This window comes from Tamlana sedimenti (assembly GCF_038148895.1).
Taxonomy (GTDB): domain Bacteria; phylum Bacteroidota; class Bacteroidia; order Flavobacteriales; family Flavobacteriaceae; genus Tamlana.
Map to the genome: position 1 here is coordinate 201,928 of NZ_JBBVGQ010000002.1, position 17,233 is coordinate 219,160.

The 17,233-nt window shown below is 32.3% G+C and carries 17 protein-coding genes; all 17 read left to right on the forward strand.

The genetic code is table 11. The annotated features are described in order from the left end of the window. Nucleotides 1-2 precede the first annotated feature (2 nt). From WJN01_RS06940 to WJN01_RS07020, 17 genes are read left to right on the forward strand one after another with little or no spacing between them, the layout of a single operon-like run. The gene (locus tag WJN01_RS06940) at nt 3-1,259 is read left to right on the forward strand and encodes an ABC transporter ATP-binding protein (RefSeq protein ID WP_445196425.1); all 1,257 of its coding nucleotides are present in this window, start codon (nt 3-5) and stop codon (nt 1,257-1,259) included. Nucleotides 1,260-1,261: 2 nt separating this feature from the next. Beyond that, nucleotides 1,262-1,891, forward strand: a complete 630-nt coding sequence (locus WJN01_RS06945; RefSeq protein WP_445196426.1) for a sulfotransferase family 2 domain-containing protein — start codon at nt 1,262-1,264, stop codon at nt 1,889-1,891. Between the two features lie 11 nt (nt 1,892-1,902). Next, nucleotides 1,903-3,030 (forward strand): polysaccharide pyruvyl transferase family protein, encoded by a 1,128-nt coding sequence (locus tag WJN01_RS06950; protein WP_445196427.1) that lies wholly within the window; start codon nt 1,903-1,905, stop codon nt 3,028-3,030. After that, a complete protein-coding gene (locus WJN01_RS06955) occupies nt 3,027-4,265 on the forward strand; it encodes a UDP-N-acetylglucosamine 2-epimerase (RefSeq protein WP_445196428.1) in 1,239 nt (412 codons plus the stop codon). Before WJN01_RS06950 ends, WJN01_RS06955 begins: the two co-directional genes overlap by 4 nt. A 13-nt stretch (nt 4,266-4,278) precedes the next feature. Next, nucleotides 4,279-5,055: a glycosyltransferase family 2 protein gene (locus WJN01_RS06960; RefSeq protein ID WP_445196429.1), complete on the forward strand. Its 777-nt coding sequence runs from the start codon at nt 4,279-4,281 to the stop codon at nt 5,053-5,055. A 20-nt stretch (nt 5,056-5,075) separates the two neighbouring features. Next, nucleotides 5,076-6,041, forward strand: a complete 966-nt coding sequence (locus WJN01_RS06965) for a glycosyltransferase family 2 protein (protein WP_445196430.1) — start codon at nt 5,076-5,078, stop codon at nt 6,039-6,041. Next, nucleotides 6,038-7,570: a DapH/DapD/GlmU-related protein gene (locus WJN01_RS06970; RefSeq protein ID WP_445196431.1), complete on the forward strand. Its 1,533-nt coding sequence runs from the start codon at nt 6,038-6,040 to the stop codon at nt 7,568-7,570. The genes WJN01_RS06965 and WJN01_RS06970 overlap by 4 nt, the downstream gene beginning before the upstream one ends. 11 nt (nt 7,571-7,581) lie before the next feature. Further along, on the forward strand, nt 7,582-8,361 hold the full coding sequence (locus WJN01_RS06975) for a glycosyltransferase family 2 protein (protein ID WP_445196432.1): 780 nt from the start codon (nt 7,582-7,584) through the stop codon (nt 8,359-8,361). A 1-nt stretch (nt 8,362) separates the two neighbouring features. Next, nucleotides 8,363-9,202, forward strand: a complete 840-nt coding sequence (locus tag WJN01_RS06980; protein WP_445196433.1) for a glycosyltransferase family 2 protein — start codon at nt 8,363-8,365, stop codon at nt 9,200-9,202. A 5-nt stretch (nt 9,203-9,207) separates the two neighbouring features. Next, on the forward strand, nt 9,208-9,987 hold the full coding sequence (locus WJN01_RS06985; RefSeq protein WP_445196434.1) for a glycosyltransferase family 2 protein: 780 nt from the start codon (nt 9,208-9,210) through the stop codon (nt 9,985-9,987). A gap of 17 nt (nt 9,988-10,004) precedes the next feature. Continuing rightward, on the forward strand, nt 10,005-11,063 hold the full coding sequence (locus WJN01_RS06990; RefSeq protein ID WP_445196435.1) for an acyltransferase family protein: 1,059 nt from the start codon (nt 10,005-10,007) through the stop codon (nt 11,061-11,063). Then, complete coding sequence (locus WJN01_RS06995) at nt 11,064-12,251, forward strand: polysaccharide pyruvyl transferase family protein (protein ID WP_445196436.1); 1,188 nt, start codon at nt 11,064-11,066, stop codon at nt 12,249-12,251. A gap of 6 nt (nt 12,252-12,257) precedes the next feature. After that, on the forward strand, nt 12,258-13,181 hold the full coding sequence (locus WJN01_RS07000; protein WP_445196437.1) for a glycosyltransferase: 924 nt from the start codon (nt 12,258-12,260) through the stop codon (nt 13,179-13,181). 19 nt (nt 13,182-13,200) lie between these two features. Next, complete coding sequence (locus WJN01_RS07005) at nt 13,201-14,274, forward strand: glycosyltransferase family 2 protein (protein ID WP_445196438.1); 1,074 nt, start codon at nt 13,201-13,203, stop codon at nt 14,272-14,274. Next, the gene (locus WJN01_RS07010) at nt 14,271-15,422 is read left to right on the forward strand and encodes a glycosyltransferase (RefSeq protein WP_445196439.1); all 1,152 of its coding nucleotides are present in this window, start codon (nt 14,271-14,273) and stop codon (nt 15,420-15,422) included. The genes WJN01_RS07005 and WJN01_RS07010 overlap by 4 nt, the downstream gene beginning before the upstream one ends. Nucleotides 15,423-15,428: 6 nt before the next feature. Further along, complete coding sequence (locus WJN01_RS07015; protein WP_445196440.1) at nt 15,429-16,049, forward strand: class I SAM-dependent methyltransferase; 621 nt, start codon at nt 15,429-15,431, stop codon at nt 16,047-16,049. A gap of 12 nt (nt 16,050-16,061) precedes the next feature. Beyond that, nucleotides 16,062-17,219: a cytidylyltransferase domain-containing protein gene (locus WJN01_RS07020; RefSeq protein ID WP_445196441.1), complete on the forward strand. Its 1,158-nt coding sequence runs from the start codon at nt 16,062-16,064 to the stop codon at nt 17,217-17,219. The last annotated feature ends 14 nt before the right edge of the window (nt 17,220-17,233 follow it).

The following is a 17,233-nucleotide window of genomic DNA, read 5'->3' on the forward strand; positions in this document are numbered from 1 at the left end:
ATGTGATAGAAATAAAAAATAGTTTGTCTCAAATTTCACATAATGAAAGTGAAGAAGAGGTTTTGGTTAATGTTGAGAGCTTAAGTAAAAAGTTTTGTAAAGATCTTAAAACAAGCCTTTGGTATGGTGTTAAAGATTTGGTTACGGGCATTAGTGGTAACAAGAATGAGCGTGAATTACGACCTAAAGAATTTTGGGCGGTCAAAGATATAAGTTTTAAGTTGCGCCGAGGGGAATGCTTGGGTTTGATAGGCCATAATGGAGCTGGAAAAAGCACGTTGCTAAAAATCTTAAATGGCTTGATCAATCCAGATGCTGGCAAAGTTACCGTAAATGGTCGGGTAGGGGCACTAATTGAATTAGGAGCTGGTTTTAATCCAATATTGACTGGACGTGAAAATATATACAATAATGGGGCAGTGTTGGGTTTTACGCGTAAAGAAATTTCTGAAAAGTTTGATGAGATTGTTGCTTTTGCTGAACTAGAGGAATTCATTGATATGCCCGTACAGCATTACAGTAGTGGTATGAAAGTGCGCTTGGGGTTTGCCATAGCTGCACAAATGGAGCCCGATGTACTTATTATAGATGAAGTTTTAGCAGTTGGAGACGTTGGCTTTAAGATTAAGTGTTACAATAAAATAAGTGAAATATCGACTAAATGTGCTATGATTTTTGTTTCCCATTCAATGCCTCAAATAGCAAGGATTTGTACAGATTGTATTTTGATGACCCATGGTGTTCCAAAATTGTTCTTTGGAGATGTAGGTAAGGCCATTGAAGCTTACGACAGTAGTTTTTCAAATAGAGAACAAATAAATACTATTAGTGATTTTTTTAGTGTTTCAGAAATTAAGGTTAATGGTGAAACTGTCTTAAATGACAATAAGCAAATACAGATAAACTTTGGTGATAGTGTTAATGTTTATTTTGAGCTATCTTTCTTTAAAGAATATAATTTTGAAGATATTCTTTTTTCACTTGTCGTAACAGATAAATCGCAAAGGGCAATTGCCATTGCAGAAAAACAGTTTAAAGCTAAAAACAAGATGAATAATGGTGTTTTCAGTTTCAATGCACATTTGGAAGAAATGAATTTAACAGGAAGTGTTTACTCGTTAACCTTAAATGTTGTTGAGTTCAAATCTAACGGACTCCGAAATGTTTTAGGTAGGGTATTGTATTTTGCAGAATTGCTTGTGCAAGGTAAAAAGCAAGAAAGCTATGCGCCTATTGTTTTAAATTCAACTTGGAAATAGAAATGGTCATTTCTAAAAAACATAAATTTGTTTTCATTCATATTCCTAAAAACGCAGGAACTAGCATCCAGCAAGCTTTGCAAAGCGTAAAAGAAAAAGAAAAACATTGGGCGGAATCTGGTAAAACTAAGCATCAAACATTTCAAGAGTTAGTTAAAATATATGATGAGTCCAGTTGGATACAAAAACAAGTTAAGGATTTTGATTTTTTGACTTATTTTAAGTTTGCCGTTGTTAGAAATCCATTTGAAAGGATGGTGTCGCTTTACAATTATTTGAAAAAGTATGAAGTAAGAAATGAAATAAAAGAGATAGATAACTTTCAGGCTTTTGTAGATTTACTTGAGGAGGAAGACAGTTGGGTTTCTAAGCTCTATTCTACAAAATTGCAATTAAATTTTGTAACAGATTTAAATGGTAAAATAGCAGTGGATTTTATTGGAAGATATGAAGACCTATCAGCTTTCCAATCAAAAATTGAAGATACTTTTGGGTTTAAACTAAATTTGAAAAAACTTAACGTTTCAAATAGCAGTAAACCAAATTACAAAGGCTATTATAATACCGAAATTAGAAGAATAGTTGAAACCAAATTTTTGGAAGATTTAAATACTTTTAATTATTATTTCTAATTTATTTTAGCATGAAAGTCCTTTTCTTTAATGACACACGCATAGAAACAAATCCAGGTTGTCACGCCACAGTAACGGAGCTTTCAAAATTTGTAACAAAACACTTGCCAAGTTCTCAAATAGAATTTAAGCCGTTGGGAACAGAATATGGCATCTTCAAGCACGGTTTATACAAGCAATCCAATAAATTACTTTTAAAAGTTCTGAGAAAATTTAAAGTATTAAAAAACAGAAAAGTAATTGATTTGAAATTATGGGAGCAGTGTGCCCTACAGAATATATCTGAGGAAACTAAAAACAGCATTAAAAGAGCTGATTTAGTTTTAATCAACATGGAAGGTACCATTCATCATAATTCCATGGGAGGTCTAACTCTTTTGGCAATTGGTTATTATTCTAAACATATTGGTAAAGTTGTGGCTTTGGTTAATGGAAGTTATCAGGAAATGCATGATGAAATTACCAAAAAAGTAATGGGAGTTGTTGATTTCATCAGTGTTAGGGAAACTTCATCATACAACTATCTTAAGTCAAAAAATATTGATGTATCTATAATTCCCGATTTTGCTTTTAGAGCTAACATTAACCAGAATGACGACTTCAACAAAAATATTTTGCTAGAACAAGGTAATCCGCCCGAAAAAAAATGTTTATATACCGTTGGAGTTTTAGGTGTTTATCCCAATCAAAAAGATGGAATTTCTTTGCTATCCATTAAAAAGCAAATAAATGATATCAAGGCTTTAGGTTTTCAGCCATATTATCTTAAAATTGAAGAAAAGGAGATACAGATAGCTAGTGAGTTAAATAAAATAGGAGTCCAAACAATTTCATATGAAGATGGAGTTGATTATCAAAACATAGGTAACTTAATCAATCATTTTGATGTATTAATTACGGGTAGATATCACATAGGAATTTTTGGTTTGATGAATTATGTGCCAACATTTTTCCTAAAATCTAACACATATAAAATTGAAGGTTTGTTGGCTATGCTCGGGTTAAAAGAACTAGCGATTGTTGATAATGATATAAGGAAGATAAAACTGGATCGAATAAATGAGAATTACCAATTGCCCAACGATAAATCATTCCTAGAGTTTAGAAATTTTTTGGAAAACCTTAGCAACAAAAATTGAGTTATCTTAAAAAGAAAATATCAGCGTTGTTTTTGTCAAAATATCAGGTAATTGAAAATTATTTTCCAATTACTAAAAAGAATTTGACCAATTACTTTAAGGAAAAGGTTTTTTTTAAGGATGCAAAAAATACAAAAGGGTTATATATTAATTTTATAATCACATCCAAAACGGAAATCAGAATTTTTACGCCGTTGTTAAACTATATTTTGGAAAATAATCCTGAGATAAAAGTTTCGCTGTTTTTTGCTAAACAAAATTTAGCGTTCGATTCAAAACTTTCCAAGAAAATTACCGAGAGCAAAAATGTAAATTATGATAGTTCTCCATTTAACCTAATCAAGTTCAAAAAATCGGTTAACGTTGTATGCCTTGACCATACTTTTTACATAAAGGCACACAAATTGGGAATAGAAATAATCGACTTCTTGAACCGTGAAAATTTAAAAACGGTGTGTATTCAACATGGTGGTAATCAAGATGATTACATAAAGGGGCAACTGTCCTCTAAATCTAAATATCAAATAGTTTTTGGTAAGTTAATTTTTAATAGATTACTTGAATATGGATTTGGTTCAGGTAAAGTATATCTCACAGGAAATCCTTTACACGACAATCTATTCAGTTCAAATTCAAATTTAAAGCTTGATGAAAATCGAAAAGTTATATCTTTAGTAACTTGCATGCACACAGAATATGATGATAGGCCAGACCCAAAGGCTTGTTACATTGAGTATTTGAAAAATGTTTACACTAGTATAAATTTTGATGACTACCAATTGGTAGTAAAAATGCATCCGTATGACAATGTACTAGATAACATCTATGATGTGGTAAGTCAAGATTTAAAATTGGCAGATTATGATGTTAGAATAATAAAATCTAATGATAGTAACAATTCAGTTTATGATATCATTTCGGCGTCTGATATAGTAATCAGTAGGGCTTCCACAATTATTGAAGAGGCGCTCATGATTAACAAAAGAGTAATTGCTTTTGATTTGTTTGAGGATGGAAATAGTCAATATTATGATTTTCTGCTCAAGTACAGAAATTATGAAAAGGTGATAGGGAAGGCTGGCAACTTGAGAGATATTATAGCCAAATCAAGTTCTGAAGCTGAAGATAATTTAGGTGATATTGATGAATTAGTACTAAACACCACTTACAAATTGGATGGGAAATCCACAGAACGAATAATACGTGCTTTAAAAGATATTTCTAAGATTAATTAAAAAGCTTCTGGAAATGCTGGTATCAATAATAACGGTAAATTATAACGATAAATCGGGCTTGGAGCGCACGGTAGAAAGCGTTCAAAATCAAAATTTTGCCAATTTTGAGCATGTTATTATTGATGGAGGTTCAACAGATGGCAGCAAAGAATTTATTGAAGCCAATAAAACCGGTTTCAGTTATTGGGTAAGCGAACTGGATAAAGGTATATATGCAGCCATGAACAAAGGCATAAAAATGGCCAAAGGCGAATATTTGTTTTTTTTGAATAGCGGTGATGATTTTATTGAAAGTGATTCGTTGTCAAATATAGCTACTCATTTAGCAGGGGAGGATATCGTATATTTCAACATCAATCAAATACAAGAAGGAGAAGTAAAATTAAAAAAGACGCCGGAAACCCTATCGTTTTCATATTTACATCACGATTTACCCCCACACCAATCAACATTTATAAAAAAGAAACTGTTTGATGAGTATGGCTATTACGATGAAGAGTTGAAAATTGTTTCAGATTGGAAATTCATTATCAAGGCATTGATAAAACACAATGCCACTTATAAATATGTTGATGGCGTTTTTACCAATTTTTACCACGGAGGAATAAGTACCAATCCAGAAGGTCGAAAAATTATGGAAAAAGAAAGAGAATTGGTTTTAGATGAAGAGTTTCCAATACTGATGAACGACCTTAAAGATAAATTTAAACTTGAAAGAGTCATTAGAGGGCTACGAAAATCAAAAAAAATACAATTGTTGGTCAAGCTTGGTTTAATCAATAAGTTTTAATCATAAATTTTATTCAGCTTATGGAGTTTTCTGTTTCAGTAATTATACCTGTTTACAACGGAGAACAATTTATTGAAAAAGCTATTTTATCGGCTTTAAATCAGCCAGAGGTTACAGAAGTTATAGTTGTAGATGATGGTAGTACTGATGATACCCAAATTATACTTGAAGAGCTTAAAAGCAACAATCCCAAAATTAAAGTTTTTCATCACAAAAACAATCAAAATAAAGGGCGTTCGGCAAGCCGAAATTTAGGCATAGAAAAAGCAACGGAAAACTATATTGCCTTTTTGGATGCCGATGATTTCTATTTAGAAAACAGATTTCAAGCTGACAAAGAAAAGTTGGCTTTAGATACAAATATAGACGGTATTTACAACGCAGTTGGCTACCATTTTTACAGAGATGCAACCGTGGAAGAACGAAAATCGTTTGAGTTGAACATGGTTAAAAAAGCCATTAAACCAACAGAACTTTTTAAAGCTTTATTTTCTGGTGAATTAGGGCATTTTCATGTTAACGGTTTAACGGTGAAAAAAAAGGTTTTTAATAAAAGTGGGCTTTTCAACGAAAGACTGAAGGTGGGTGAAGACACAGAGCTTTTTTGGAGAATGGCCCTAAAATGTCAATTAAAAACTGGCTTGCTCAACACACCAGTTGCTATTAGAGGGGTTCATGACAATAATGTTTTTAACAGAAAAGATTTGTACAAAACTTACACCATAAAAATGTATGAAACCTTATTTTTCTGGATGGACAAAAACGGGATTAAAAAAAATTACGCCGATGAGACCTTAAAAATCATATGGCTTATAAAATATAAGCAAGATATTGGGTTGATTCAGGCCATTTTCTATTGGAACTTCCTATTTTTGAATAATATGAAATTTTTGTTTTCAACGTTGAGCATTAAATATTTTCCCATTGTGAGATTGAGGCAACAATTGTTTCCATTTTTATTTATAAACAGAAATCCACCGGCATGAGTTTGGCTCCCATTGCACTTTTTGCTTATAATAGACCTTCACACACCCGTAGGACTTTAGATGCATTGGTATTAAATCCTGAAGCGGCAGAAAGTGATTTGTACATATTTTGTGATGGGCCAAAACCTAATTCAACCGATTTAAATAAGATTAGCGAAGTTGTTGAAATAGCCAAAAAAGAAAATAGGTTCAAAAATGTATCCGTTCTCGTAAGTGAAAAAAATAAGGGTTTGGCAAGGTCTATAATTGAAGGTGTTACAGAAGTTGTTGAAAAACATGGTCGGATTGTTGTTTTGGAAGATGACATAGAAACTTCCCCAGGATTTTTAAAATATATGAATGATGCTTTGGAATTCTATGAAAGTAATGATAATGTGATGCACATTTCTGGCTATATGTACCCAAACAAGGAAGAGTTGCCGGAAACCTTCTTTTTTAACGTACCGTTATGTTGGGGTTGGGCTACCTGGGAAAAGGCTTGGAAGCATTTTTCAAACGATTCGATTTTTTTGTGGAATGAATTAAAACGTAAAAAACTATTACAAGAATTTGATAAGTTTGGTGATGACTATTTAAGCAGCCAATTAGCTAACAATATTTCAGGAAAGTTAAATACATGGTTTATAAAATGGCATGCATCCGTTTTGTTAAGAGATGGTTATACCCTTTACCCTAATAAATCTTTAGTAGAAAATATTGGTTTCGACAATTCTGGGATGCACAATGGTGGGCACAAGGAATTTACCATTGGAAAATTGGCTAAGCATATTAAGATTCAACCAATTGATTTAGAGGAAAACAACCAAGCTACTACACTAATCAAAAATTTTTACAAGGCATTAAAAAAACCAACAAAAAAAAGCTTCAATAAAATACTCAAGCAAAAAGTTCGAAATGCTGTGTTTTTGTTTTTTCCGGAATTAAAGAAAACTCTTAAATATAGCCAACAAATAGTTCGGTCAAAAACGTATTTGGGCAATAACGTTAAAGTGTATGCTCCATCAAGATTGACAAATAGCGTAATAGGCAACTGCACTTATATATCAGAGAATTCGGTGCTAAACAATACAATAATTGGGAAGTTTTGTTCCATTGGTGCCAATTTTATGGCTGGAAGAGGTATTCATCCAATTCATGGTGTTTCAACGCACCCCATGTTTTATTCAACTGCCCAGCAGAATGGATTGTCTTTATCTTCTGCCAATAAATTTGATGAGTTCAAACCCATCACCATTGGGAATGATGTTTTTATTGGAATGAATGTTACTGTCTTGGATGGCGTTACAATTAGTGATGGGGCTATTATAGGTGCAGGGGCGGTCGTTTCAAAAGACATACCTCCTTATGCTATTGCTGTTGGTAATCCAATTAGGGTAATTAAATACAGATTTGATGAAGAAACAATCAATAAATTACTCGAGTTGAAGTGGTGGAACTTTGGCAGGGAAGAATTGAACCTTGTTGAGAAGCATTTTTTTGATGTTGATGATTTTATGAGAGGCTTAAACAACGAAGAAAAAAAGGCTTAAAATTAAATTTTTTGAAACCAAAAATTTCCATAATAACCGTTAATTACAACAATCTTGAAGGATTGAAAAAAACAGTTGATAGTATTAAGAACCAAACTTATAACGAGTTTGAATATTTGGTTATAGATGGTGCTTCAACTGATGGTAGTGCCGAATTTATTGAAAACAATAAAAATAACTTTGATTATTACATAAGCGAACCCGATAATGGCGTTTACCAAGCCATGAACAAAGGCATAAAAGCTGCAAACGGAGAATATTTGTTGTTTTTAAATAGCGGTGACCATTTTTTTGATAATGATGTTTTAAAGGAAAATATTCAATTTTTGGGAGATGATAATATTACTTTCTTTAACCTTCAAGTAATTGAAAACAATAAGACTTTTATTAAAGAATATCCTGATACACTTTCGTTTTCATATTTTATGGAAGATACGCTGCCACATCCTGCAACATTTATAAAAAGAGAGGTTTTTCAGAAAATCGGAATGTATAAAGAAGACTTTAAAATTGTTTCAGACTGGAAATTTTTTTTAGATGCTATTTGTAAATTCAATGTCTCATACAAGTATGTAAGTAAACCTTTGTCAACTTTCTACATAGGGGGCATGAGTTCTAATCCTGAAAATAGAATTTTAAAGCAAAGCGAAAAGAAAGAAGTTTTAAAAGATTACACCGTTTATGCCCAAGATTTAGAAGATGTGATAGCATACAGAAAAACTTTAAACAATTTAAGGTCTTCTAGAACTATAAAGTTATTAGTTAAACTAGGTCTTTTAAATAAATTTTAAAATGAATAAACTAATTTCAATAATAGTTCCGTGCTACAATCAAGCCCATTTTTTGGGAGAGGCTTTGCAATCGGTTTTAAACCAAACTTATGCTAATTGGGAATGTATAATAGTAAACGATGGAAGCCCCGATAACACAAAAGAAGTTGCTGGAAATTGGATTAAAAAAGACAGAAGATTTAAATATATTGAAAAGCATAATGGCGGATTAAGTAGCGCCAGAAATGCTGGAATAAAAGTCAGCCAAGGTGAATTTATTTTGCCTTTAGATGCCGATGATTTTATCCATGAGAAATTCCTAGAGAAATTAGTTCCAGAATTGGAAAACGACAATTCTTCAGCTATCGTAACTTGTTACAGTAAGTTTTTTGTAGATAACAAAACGAATATTGTTCATGAATTAAAACCTTCAGGCTCGACCTATCGCGCATTGATGTTTGAAAACAATATTATAGCAACATCTTTGTATAGAAAATCATGCTGGGAACTCGCAGGAGGTTATGATGAAACTATGAAAAATGGATTCGAAGATTGGGAGTTTTGGATATCCATTCTTAAACGAAATTGGAATTTTAAAGTGGTCGAAGAATTTTTGTTTTTTTATAGAAAATCCAAGAAGTCTATGTTGCTTGATACGCTTCAAAACCATAGAATTTCCAACATGGAATATGTTTTCAATAAGCATAAAGAGATTTACAAAGATAATTTTGAAAATACCATAAAATATATGTTCTATCTCTTGAATCTTTACCAAAATAAGAATAATAAATTGGAGTCATCAAAAGAATTCAAGTTAGGAAAAGCAATAATTAACCCAATCAAAAAGCTAAAAAATAGGTAGGTACAGTGATATCGGTAGTCATTAGAAATAAAAACCAAGATAAGGCACTGGGCTTTCTTTTAAAAAACCTTACTGAAAGATATGCAGATGACATTGGTGAAATTTTGGTCATTGATAATTTGTCTACCGATAGAAGTGAAGCGTTCTCAAATCAATACGGTGCTAAATTTATTACTATAAAAAACTTCAGTTATGGTGGCAGTGCCAACTTTGCCGCACAGCAAACAAATTTTCCTTATGTTGTTATGTTTAGCGCGCATTCTTACCCAGTGAGCCACGATTTTTTTAAACTCATTAAAATGAAATTTGATAAAAACCCAAACTTGGCAGGGTTGAGGTGTTTGCATAGTCCAAATGATTATAGAAACTTTATTAACCAAGTTTCAGCAAAAAAAGACCCCAATAAATCAGGATTAATTTTTTCGGGATCGGCATTCAGAAAATCGGTTTGGGAGAAATATCCATTTCGTGGTGATGTGGCAACGTTTGAAGATAAGGAATGGACGGTTCGGGTTTTAAAAGCTGGTTATGATATTGATTTTGTCGAATCCATTTTTTGCTATCAAATAAAACGTAACAAAAAACAAATCTTCTTTCGGTTTAAAAATGATTTGATTGGCAATTATCAACTTTGGCACCAAGATGTTGGCTTTTTCAGTGCATCCAAAGGCTTTATAATGTCATCGATAAGATTGGTTAAAGATTTTTTTGTTGACCTTTGGTTCATCATATTACGCTTTTTATATACCATTAAATTTTTATTCAATAAGCCAAAAAAATTTTGAGTTGAAGAGCTAGTATAATGACAAAAAAAAATAACTTTGACTTTTTAAGATTTCTTTTTGCCGTTTTTGTGGTTATATCACATTCTTACCCTTTATCAGGAGCTAGTGAATCATCCCAATGGATTTATCAAATCAGTAACGGACAAATTGTGCTGGCTCGATTGGGTCTAGATGGTTTTTTTATAATTAGCGGATATTTCATTTTTCAGAGCCTTCAGCGTAGTAGCAGCCTTTTTAATTATTACAAGAAAAGGTTTCTTCGGCTTTTTCCGGCGCTTTTTGTTGTTTTGATTTTGACTCTAATATTTGCGCCAATTGTATATGAAAGTAGTGTCCCTTTCATAAAAAACAAAGATGTTATTACATACCTGCCATATAATTTGTCTCTTTATGGCTTTCAACCTGTTGTTAATGGGATTTTTGATGATAATCCTTATCATTCCATTAACGGATCATTATGGACCATAAGGTATGAGTTTTCATTATACATTGCTTTATCTCTGTTGTTTGTTTTTAGAAAACATCAAAAGGTACAAGTTTTGTCACTAGCGCTTTGTTTTGCTAGTCTGTTGATTATTTACAACGGTTTTCTGTACAGATTTGCAGGTTCATCTATTTTTGGAATGAACGGTTATGAAATACTCGATTTGGGTACATTTTTTGTTTGTGGGAGCCTTTTGGCAGCATTAAATTTCGAAAAGATATTTAAAACTTGGCTTGCCCCTTTAGCTATTATAATTATTTCGGGTTCAATTTATTTTAATGTTTATGATATGGTAAAACATATTGTTCTGCCTATTATAGTTTTATCTGTTGGATTTATGCCGTTGCCATTTTTCAGTACTTTTGGCAAAATAGGAGATATGAGCTACGGCATTTATATTTATAGTTTTCCCGTACAACAAACACTGGTGTACTTTTATAAACTGAATGTGTATCAATTAATGCTTTGGTCGTTATTGCTATCAATTATCTTTGGATATTTGTCATGGCATTTAGTTGAAAAACGAGCCTTGAAGTTTAAAAATAGACCCTTATTTGGAAACAAAAAATTATTAACCCTGCACCAGCTGTAAATGAAAGACCTCAATAAAATACATTTTTTGTCAGCTTCAGATAGGGTTAATTATGGAGATTTGTTATTTGCTATTGTATTTGGTGAAGTTGCGAAAAAGAAAAAAATCGATTCAAAAATATATTATTACGGCATTGTAAAAAGTAATTTGAGTTACTTTGGTGGCTACCCTACCAATTCTTATGGGGAATTACATCAGAACCTAAAAAAAATGGGAGGTACTGTTGTTGTTGGTGGAGGTGACGTTTTTTTTGCAGATTGGGAAACATTATATTCCTATATCAGTCCTTTGTTTGTTAGGTTAATGAAGTACAAATTCATCAGAAGAGTAAATGCTAGGTTAAAAATAACGGATGCACTATTGCAAAAAAAAAATGTGTTGCTTCCGTTCACACCCGGAACTTTTGAATTTGAATCTTCCAAGCAGGTTCAAATTGTTTATAATGGAGTTGGCGGAACGTTCAATAAAAATAACCCTTCCGATTTTAATGTAAAAATAGTGGATAGGCTGAAGTCTTCATGTCACATTTCAGTAAGGGATAATAGGACATTAAAGTCATTAAAAGAATTTGGGATAAGTTCGATTTTGTCGCCCGATTCTGCCGTAATAATGTCAGACTTCTATCCAGTGGAAGAGCTCGAAAAAAAGATAAATTTAAACCCTGATTCTATTCCTGAAAAATACTTTTTCGTTCAATTTGGATATAATAAATCGCCAGAAAATTTTAAGGAAACTGCTTTGTTGATAGAAGAGCTAGCCAGAATACATGAAGCAAAAATTATATTATGCCCAATTGGTTTGGCGCTTAAACATGAAGATGATGTAGAGCTGATGAAGATGGAGAAGTATTCGTCAAACTTTCAATTCGTGATGCCAAATAACATTTTTGATATTATGTGGCTCATTTCCAATGCCAAGGCTTATATGGGCACGAGTTTACACGGTGCCTTAACGGCTCAAAGTTATGGTGTCCCGTTTTTTTCTTTGAACAAAAAAATAAAAAAGGCAGATTCCTATTTTAAAACATGGTGTCCTGAAATTGGTCACGGCTGTATTGACTTTAATGATTTAGGAACAATAGATGAAAAATTAAAAAACTGGGATTACCTAAAAGCCGAAGAATACCTAAAAGAACAAAAGGCATTGGTTTATAGGAATTTTGATGAAATTTTTAAAAAAGTTGGTTAATTGGAAATGATGTCAGCAATCAAAGTCAGCATTTTCATGCTCACCTACAATCAAGAAGCTTACATATCGCAGGCTATTGAGGGTGTTTTGATGCAAAAAACTAACTTTAATTATCAGCTGGTTATCGGTGAGGACTGCAGCACAGATAACACCAGAAAGATTTGCCAAGATTATCAAAAAAAATATACTTCAAAAATAAAGTTGCTTCCCGAATTGGATAGAAACATTGGCCTCATAGCCAACTATATGCGCACCATTAAAGCATGCGATGGTGAATACATTGCCATTTGTGACGGTGATGATTATTGGATTGATGAATATAAGTTGCAAAAGCAAATAGATTTTTTAGAAAATAATCCAGATTATCATATTGTCGGTTCAAATTATTTTAAGCTTTACAAGGATAACCGATTGGTTGAAGATAAAAAGCACAGAGAGAAATCGGTTTATGGATTTGACGATTTGATTTTTAGTAACTTAATTCCCTCAGTAACGGCAATGTTCAGAAATATTCCTAAAAAAGACCCTTTGCCCAATTGGATTTTAAATTTTCCCTATGGAGATTGGCCCACTTATTTGTGGGTATTAAAAAATGGAGGTAAAATTCATTTTTTAGATGATGTAACAGCTGTATATAGAATGGAAATAGGAGTTTCCGCGAAACTGAGAAAGAAAATAAGTGACATTGAAAAGGTTAATTTAAGTATTTTGAAGCATGTGGCCTTAGACCAAAAGTTCTCCCACAAAAGGAAAATCACACGACAAAGCATACAACAAACCAAAATTTCCTTGATGGCTGCTTACAATAGAGAAAAGCAATATATAAAGGGTTTAATGTTGGTTTTCACAATCATTCATAAAGAAAAAAACAAGTTTGCGTTTATAAAATTCTATTTTTACTCATTATTCAAATCTTTAAAATTGTTCTAATCGACACATAAAAGTATAAATGATAACCTTAGTTTTAACCAATAGAAATCGCGATTTAAGAATCGTAAGGAATTGTTTGAATTCTTTAAAGAAGCAATCTGTTCAAGATTTTAGCTGTGTATTGGTTGATTATGGTTCAGATGATGATTATGTTGTTAAGCTAAAGGAAATTCTGCCCAATCATCCAAAAATTCAATTTATTGGCTGTCCCGTTTCAGGGCAATTATGGAATAAATGTCGCGCCATAAATATTGCTCTAAAACAATGTGAAACGCCTTATTTTTTTGTTGGGGATATCGATTTGGTTTTTCATCAAGATTTCATAAAAAAGGCTCAAAATTTGGCAAAACCAGAGGAAGTATATTATTTTCAATATGGGTTTTTATCTAAAAATGAATCTTTTAAAACAAAAGGATTTGATGATTACACTGTTGAATTTAAAGGTACCGATGAAGTAACGGGTACTACATTATTTCCAACAGATGTGCTCAAAGAACTAAATGGTTACGACGAGTTTTATCACGGTTGGGGAGCTGAAGATACCGATATCCACATCCGAATGAAAAATAAAGGGTTGACGGTTCATTTTTATAATCGAGAAATTTTAGTGAAGCATCAATGGCACCCTAAAGCTTATAGAAGTAAAAATAGCTCACATCCGTTTCATTCTCAGTTGGAACGTATCAACCACGCTTATATGGTGCAAACACAAGAAACAAAGAGAACTCAAGCAAATCGGTTTTCAGAATGGGGAAAAATGCCAAACCCAAAAGATTACGAAAAACTTTTTTGGCCTAATCATCAATTTCATTTGCAATCTTCAAATTTGCAATTGCAGGCATTTTTGGCACAACTGGATAATTTTGAAAATGAAACAGTTCAATTAACAATATCAGATTTTTCTGTTTTGGAGAAAATCAAGAACAAACTTAAAAGATGGTTTGGGAAGAAAAGTATTCCATTTTTATCCATGGAAGTGATCAATAACTTGATTTTGGAGGAAATCATAAAGAAATATCGCAACAACCCCTATCAATATTCCTTTAACCGCCAAAAGGGAATCATTGTTTTAACCATATATCGAGCTTTATGAAAATTTTAATGGTATCGATGCCCACCTTGCATTTTTTTCGTTGGACTGACCAACTTAAGGATGCTGGCCATGAGGTTTTTTGGTTTGATATTTTAGGGATGAGCGGTTATGTAGATAAGCTAGATTGGGTACAGCAAAAGGTGGGTTGGAAATTAAAATATAAATACCCTGGAAGAACTTTTTTAAAGAAATCATTTCCTAAGCTATACCAATTTATTCAACGTTTTAATGAGCGTAAAACAGTTGAGGTTTTTGAAAAATACCTTCAAGAAGTCAATCCAAATGCGGTTCATAGTTTCGCCATGCAAATTTCTTGCGTTCCCATAATAGACATATTAGAAAAAAACAAACACATAAAATGGATATATTCTTCATGGGGAAGCGATATGTTTTATTTAAATTCGGTTAATCTTTTGGAAATTCAAGTAAGGAGAGTACTCAAAAGGGTTGATTATTTTATTTCAGATTGCCATAGGGATTATAAAATTGCAGAAAATTATGGGTTTAAAGGAAGATTTTTAGGTGTTTTTCCGGGTGGTGGAGGTTATGATTTCAATCTTTTTGATAATGATATAGTTAAACCAATTAAAGAGCGTAAAATTATATCAATTAAAGGTTATCAAGGAGAATTGGGTCGTTGTTTACAGGTATTATATGCCATTAAAAAACTTGAGGATAAAATTAAAGGTAATAAAGTTGTAGTTTTTTCGGCTGATATAGAAGTGGTACATTATATTGAAATGTTAAAAAAAGAAACAATTTTGAATATTGAATATTTTGAAAAAGAAAAGTTTTTACCGCAAAATGAGATTATGAAACTCATGGGGAAATCACTTATTTACATAGGCAATAGTGTTTCCGATGGCATTCCCAATACATTGATTGAGGCCATTGTGATGGGGGCATTCCCCATCCAATCTAACCCAGGCGGGGTCTCTTCCGAGTTGATAAAAAATAATGAAAATGGATTTTTAATAGAAAACCCTGAAGATAACCTAGAGATAGAATCGTTAATTTTTAAGGCTATTTCCAACGATAAATTGTTAGAGCAATCTTTTGAAATTAACCAGAAAGATGTTAAACCTAAATATGAATTAAATTTCATCAAAAATAAAGTGGTGGATTTATACAATGAATCGTTAAACTAAGTATTGATGGGCAATTACTTAAAAAAAATTATCAATAAGGTTAAAAGTATTTTTAACAACCAGAGAAACAAAAGACTTATTGAAAAAAGAGAAAAAGCTCATAAACAACTCATTAAAACTAAAACCTCAGACCATAACAGGTGGAAAAATAATAATGAACTTCATGAATCTTGGAATGAAAGAACCGCTATTTTGGGAGATTTTATTAGGCCCCATTGTGATATTTTAGAGTTTGGCGCTGGTAACATGTTTTTAAAAAACTACCTAAAGAACTACAAAAGCTATACGCCTTCCGATATCATAAAACGTTTTAATGACACTTTAGTTTGCGATTTAAATAAGCCCATATCGTTTGATTTATCTATATTTGATGTGGTTGTTTTCAGTGGTGTTTTAGAATATGTTTACAATATAGATAGCGTTTTTAATCAATTAAGCGGTAATAATATAAAACAGGTTGTGATATCTTATTGTTGTTCAGATATTATCAACCTATCAAGAGATAAAAATGGTTGGTTAAGTGATTACTCTAAATCAGAATTAGAAGCAATTTTCAGAAAGTATGACTATGAAATACAGGATTATTGTGAGTGGAAAAAGCAATCTATATATAATCTAACAAAGTAAACTTTATTTTAAATGAAAAAAATAGGCTTTATTCCACTTAGAAAGGGTTCTAAAGGCATTCCAAACAAAAACAAACGTAAAATGGTCGGTCGGCCTTTGTTTACTTGGGTTTTGGGTGAAGCAATTTTTTCAAATCTTGACGAAATTTTTGTGTATACTGATGATGAGGGGATTATTGAATTCATTAAAAAAGAATACCATTGGACAGGCAAAGTAAAGCCATTGTTGAGAAGCGCAGAGAGTGCTAGTGATTCAGCTTCAACCGAAATGGCAATGATTGAATTTTGTGAATCGATGAATTATAATTTTGATGTGTTTTGTTTGTTGCAAGCCACATCACCATTCACAAAAAAAGAAGATATAAATATCTGTTTGGAAAGGTTAAATGGTGATTTTGATTCTGCATTGACCGTTGTAAACACCCACCGTTTTTTATGGGATAAATCAGGAAAGCCTATTAACTACAATCCAAAAAATAGACCGCGCAGACAAGATTTTGAAGGCCTGCTTATTGAAAACGGGGCCGTTTATGCCACAGCCAAGGAGAGTTTGATAAGCTCGAAAAACCGATTGGGCAATAAGGTAGCTGTAGTGGAAATGTCCGAAGAATCTTTATACGAAATAGATTCAGAAACCGATTGGATAGTGGTTGAAAATTTATTGATGGAGCGTCAAAAACGTAAAAAAAGTCCAGAAAAAATAACCCATTTGGTTTTAGATGTTGATGGAGTTTTTACTGACGGAACAATAACCTATAATGAGGATGGCGAGCATACTAAAAGCTTCGATATGCGTGATGGGATGGGGCTTGAAATCATTAGGGAACATGGTGTAAAGGTTATGGTGATGACTTCAGAGAATTCAGAATTGGTAGCCAAACGTATGGAAAAATTGAAAATAGAAGACGTTTTTCTCGGCGTAAAAGATAAATACACATTACTGAAGCACATTGCTCAAAATAAAAATACAAGTTTAAATAACATGGCATACATTGGTGATGATGTGAATGATTTGACCAATATTTGCAGCGTTGGTTGGTCTTTAACACCAAATAATGCTACCGATATAGTAAAGCAACATGCTGATATTGTGCTGTCTAAAAACTCCGGTGCTGGAGCGATTAGAGAAGCTTGTCAGTTTATTTTGAATTATAACAAAAGATTTCAATAACCCCAAAAAATCTA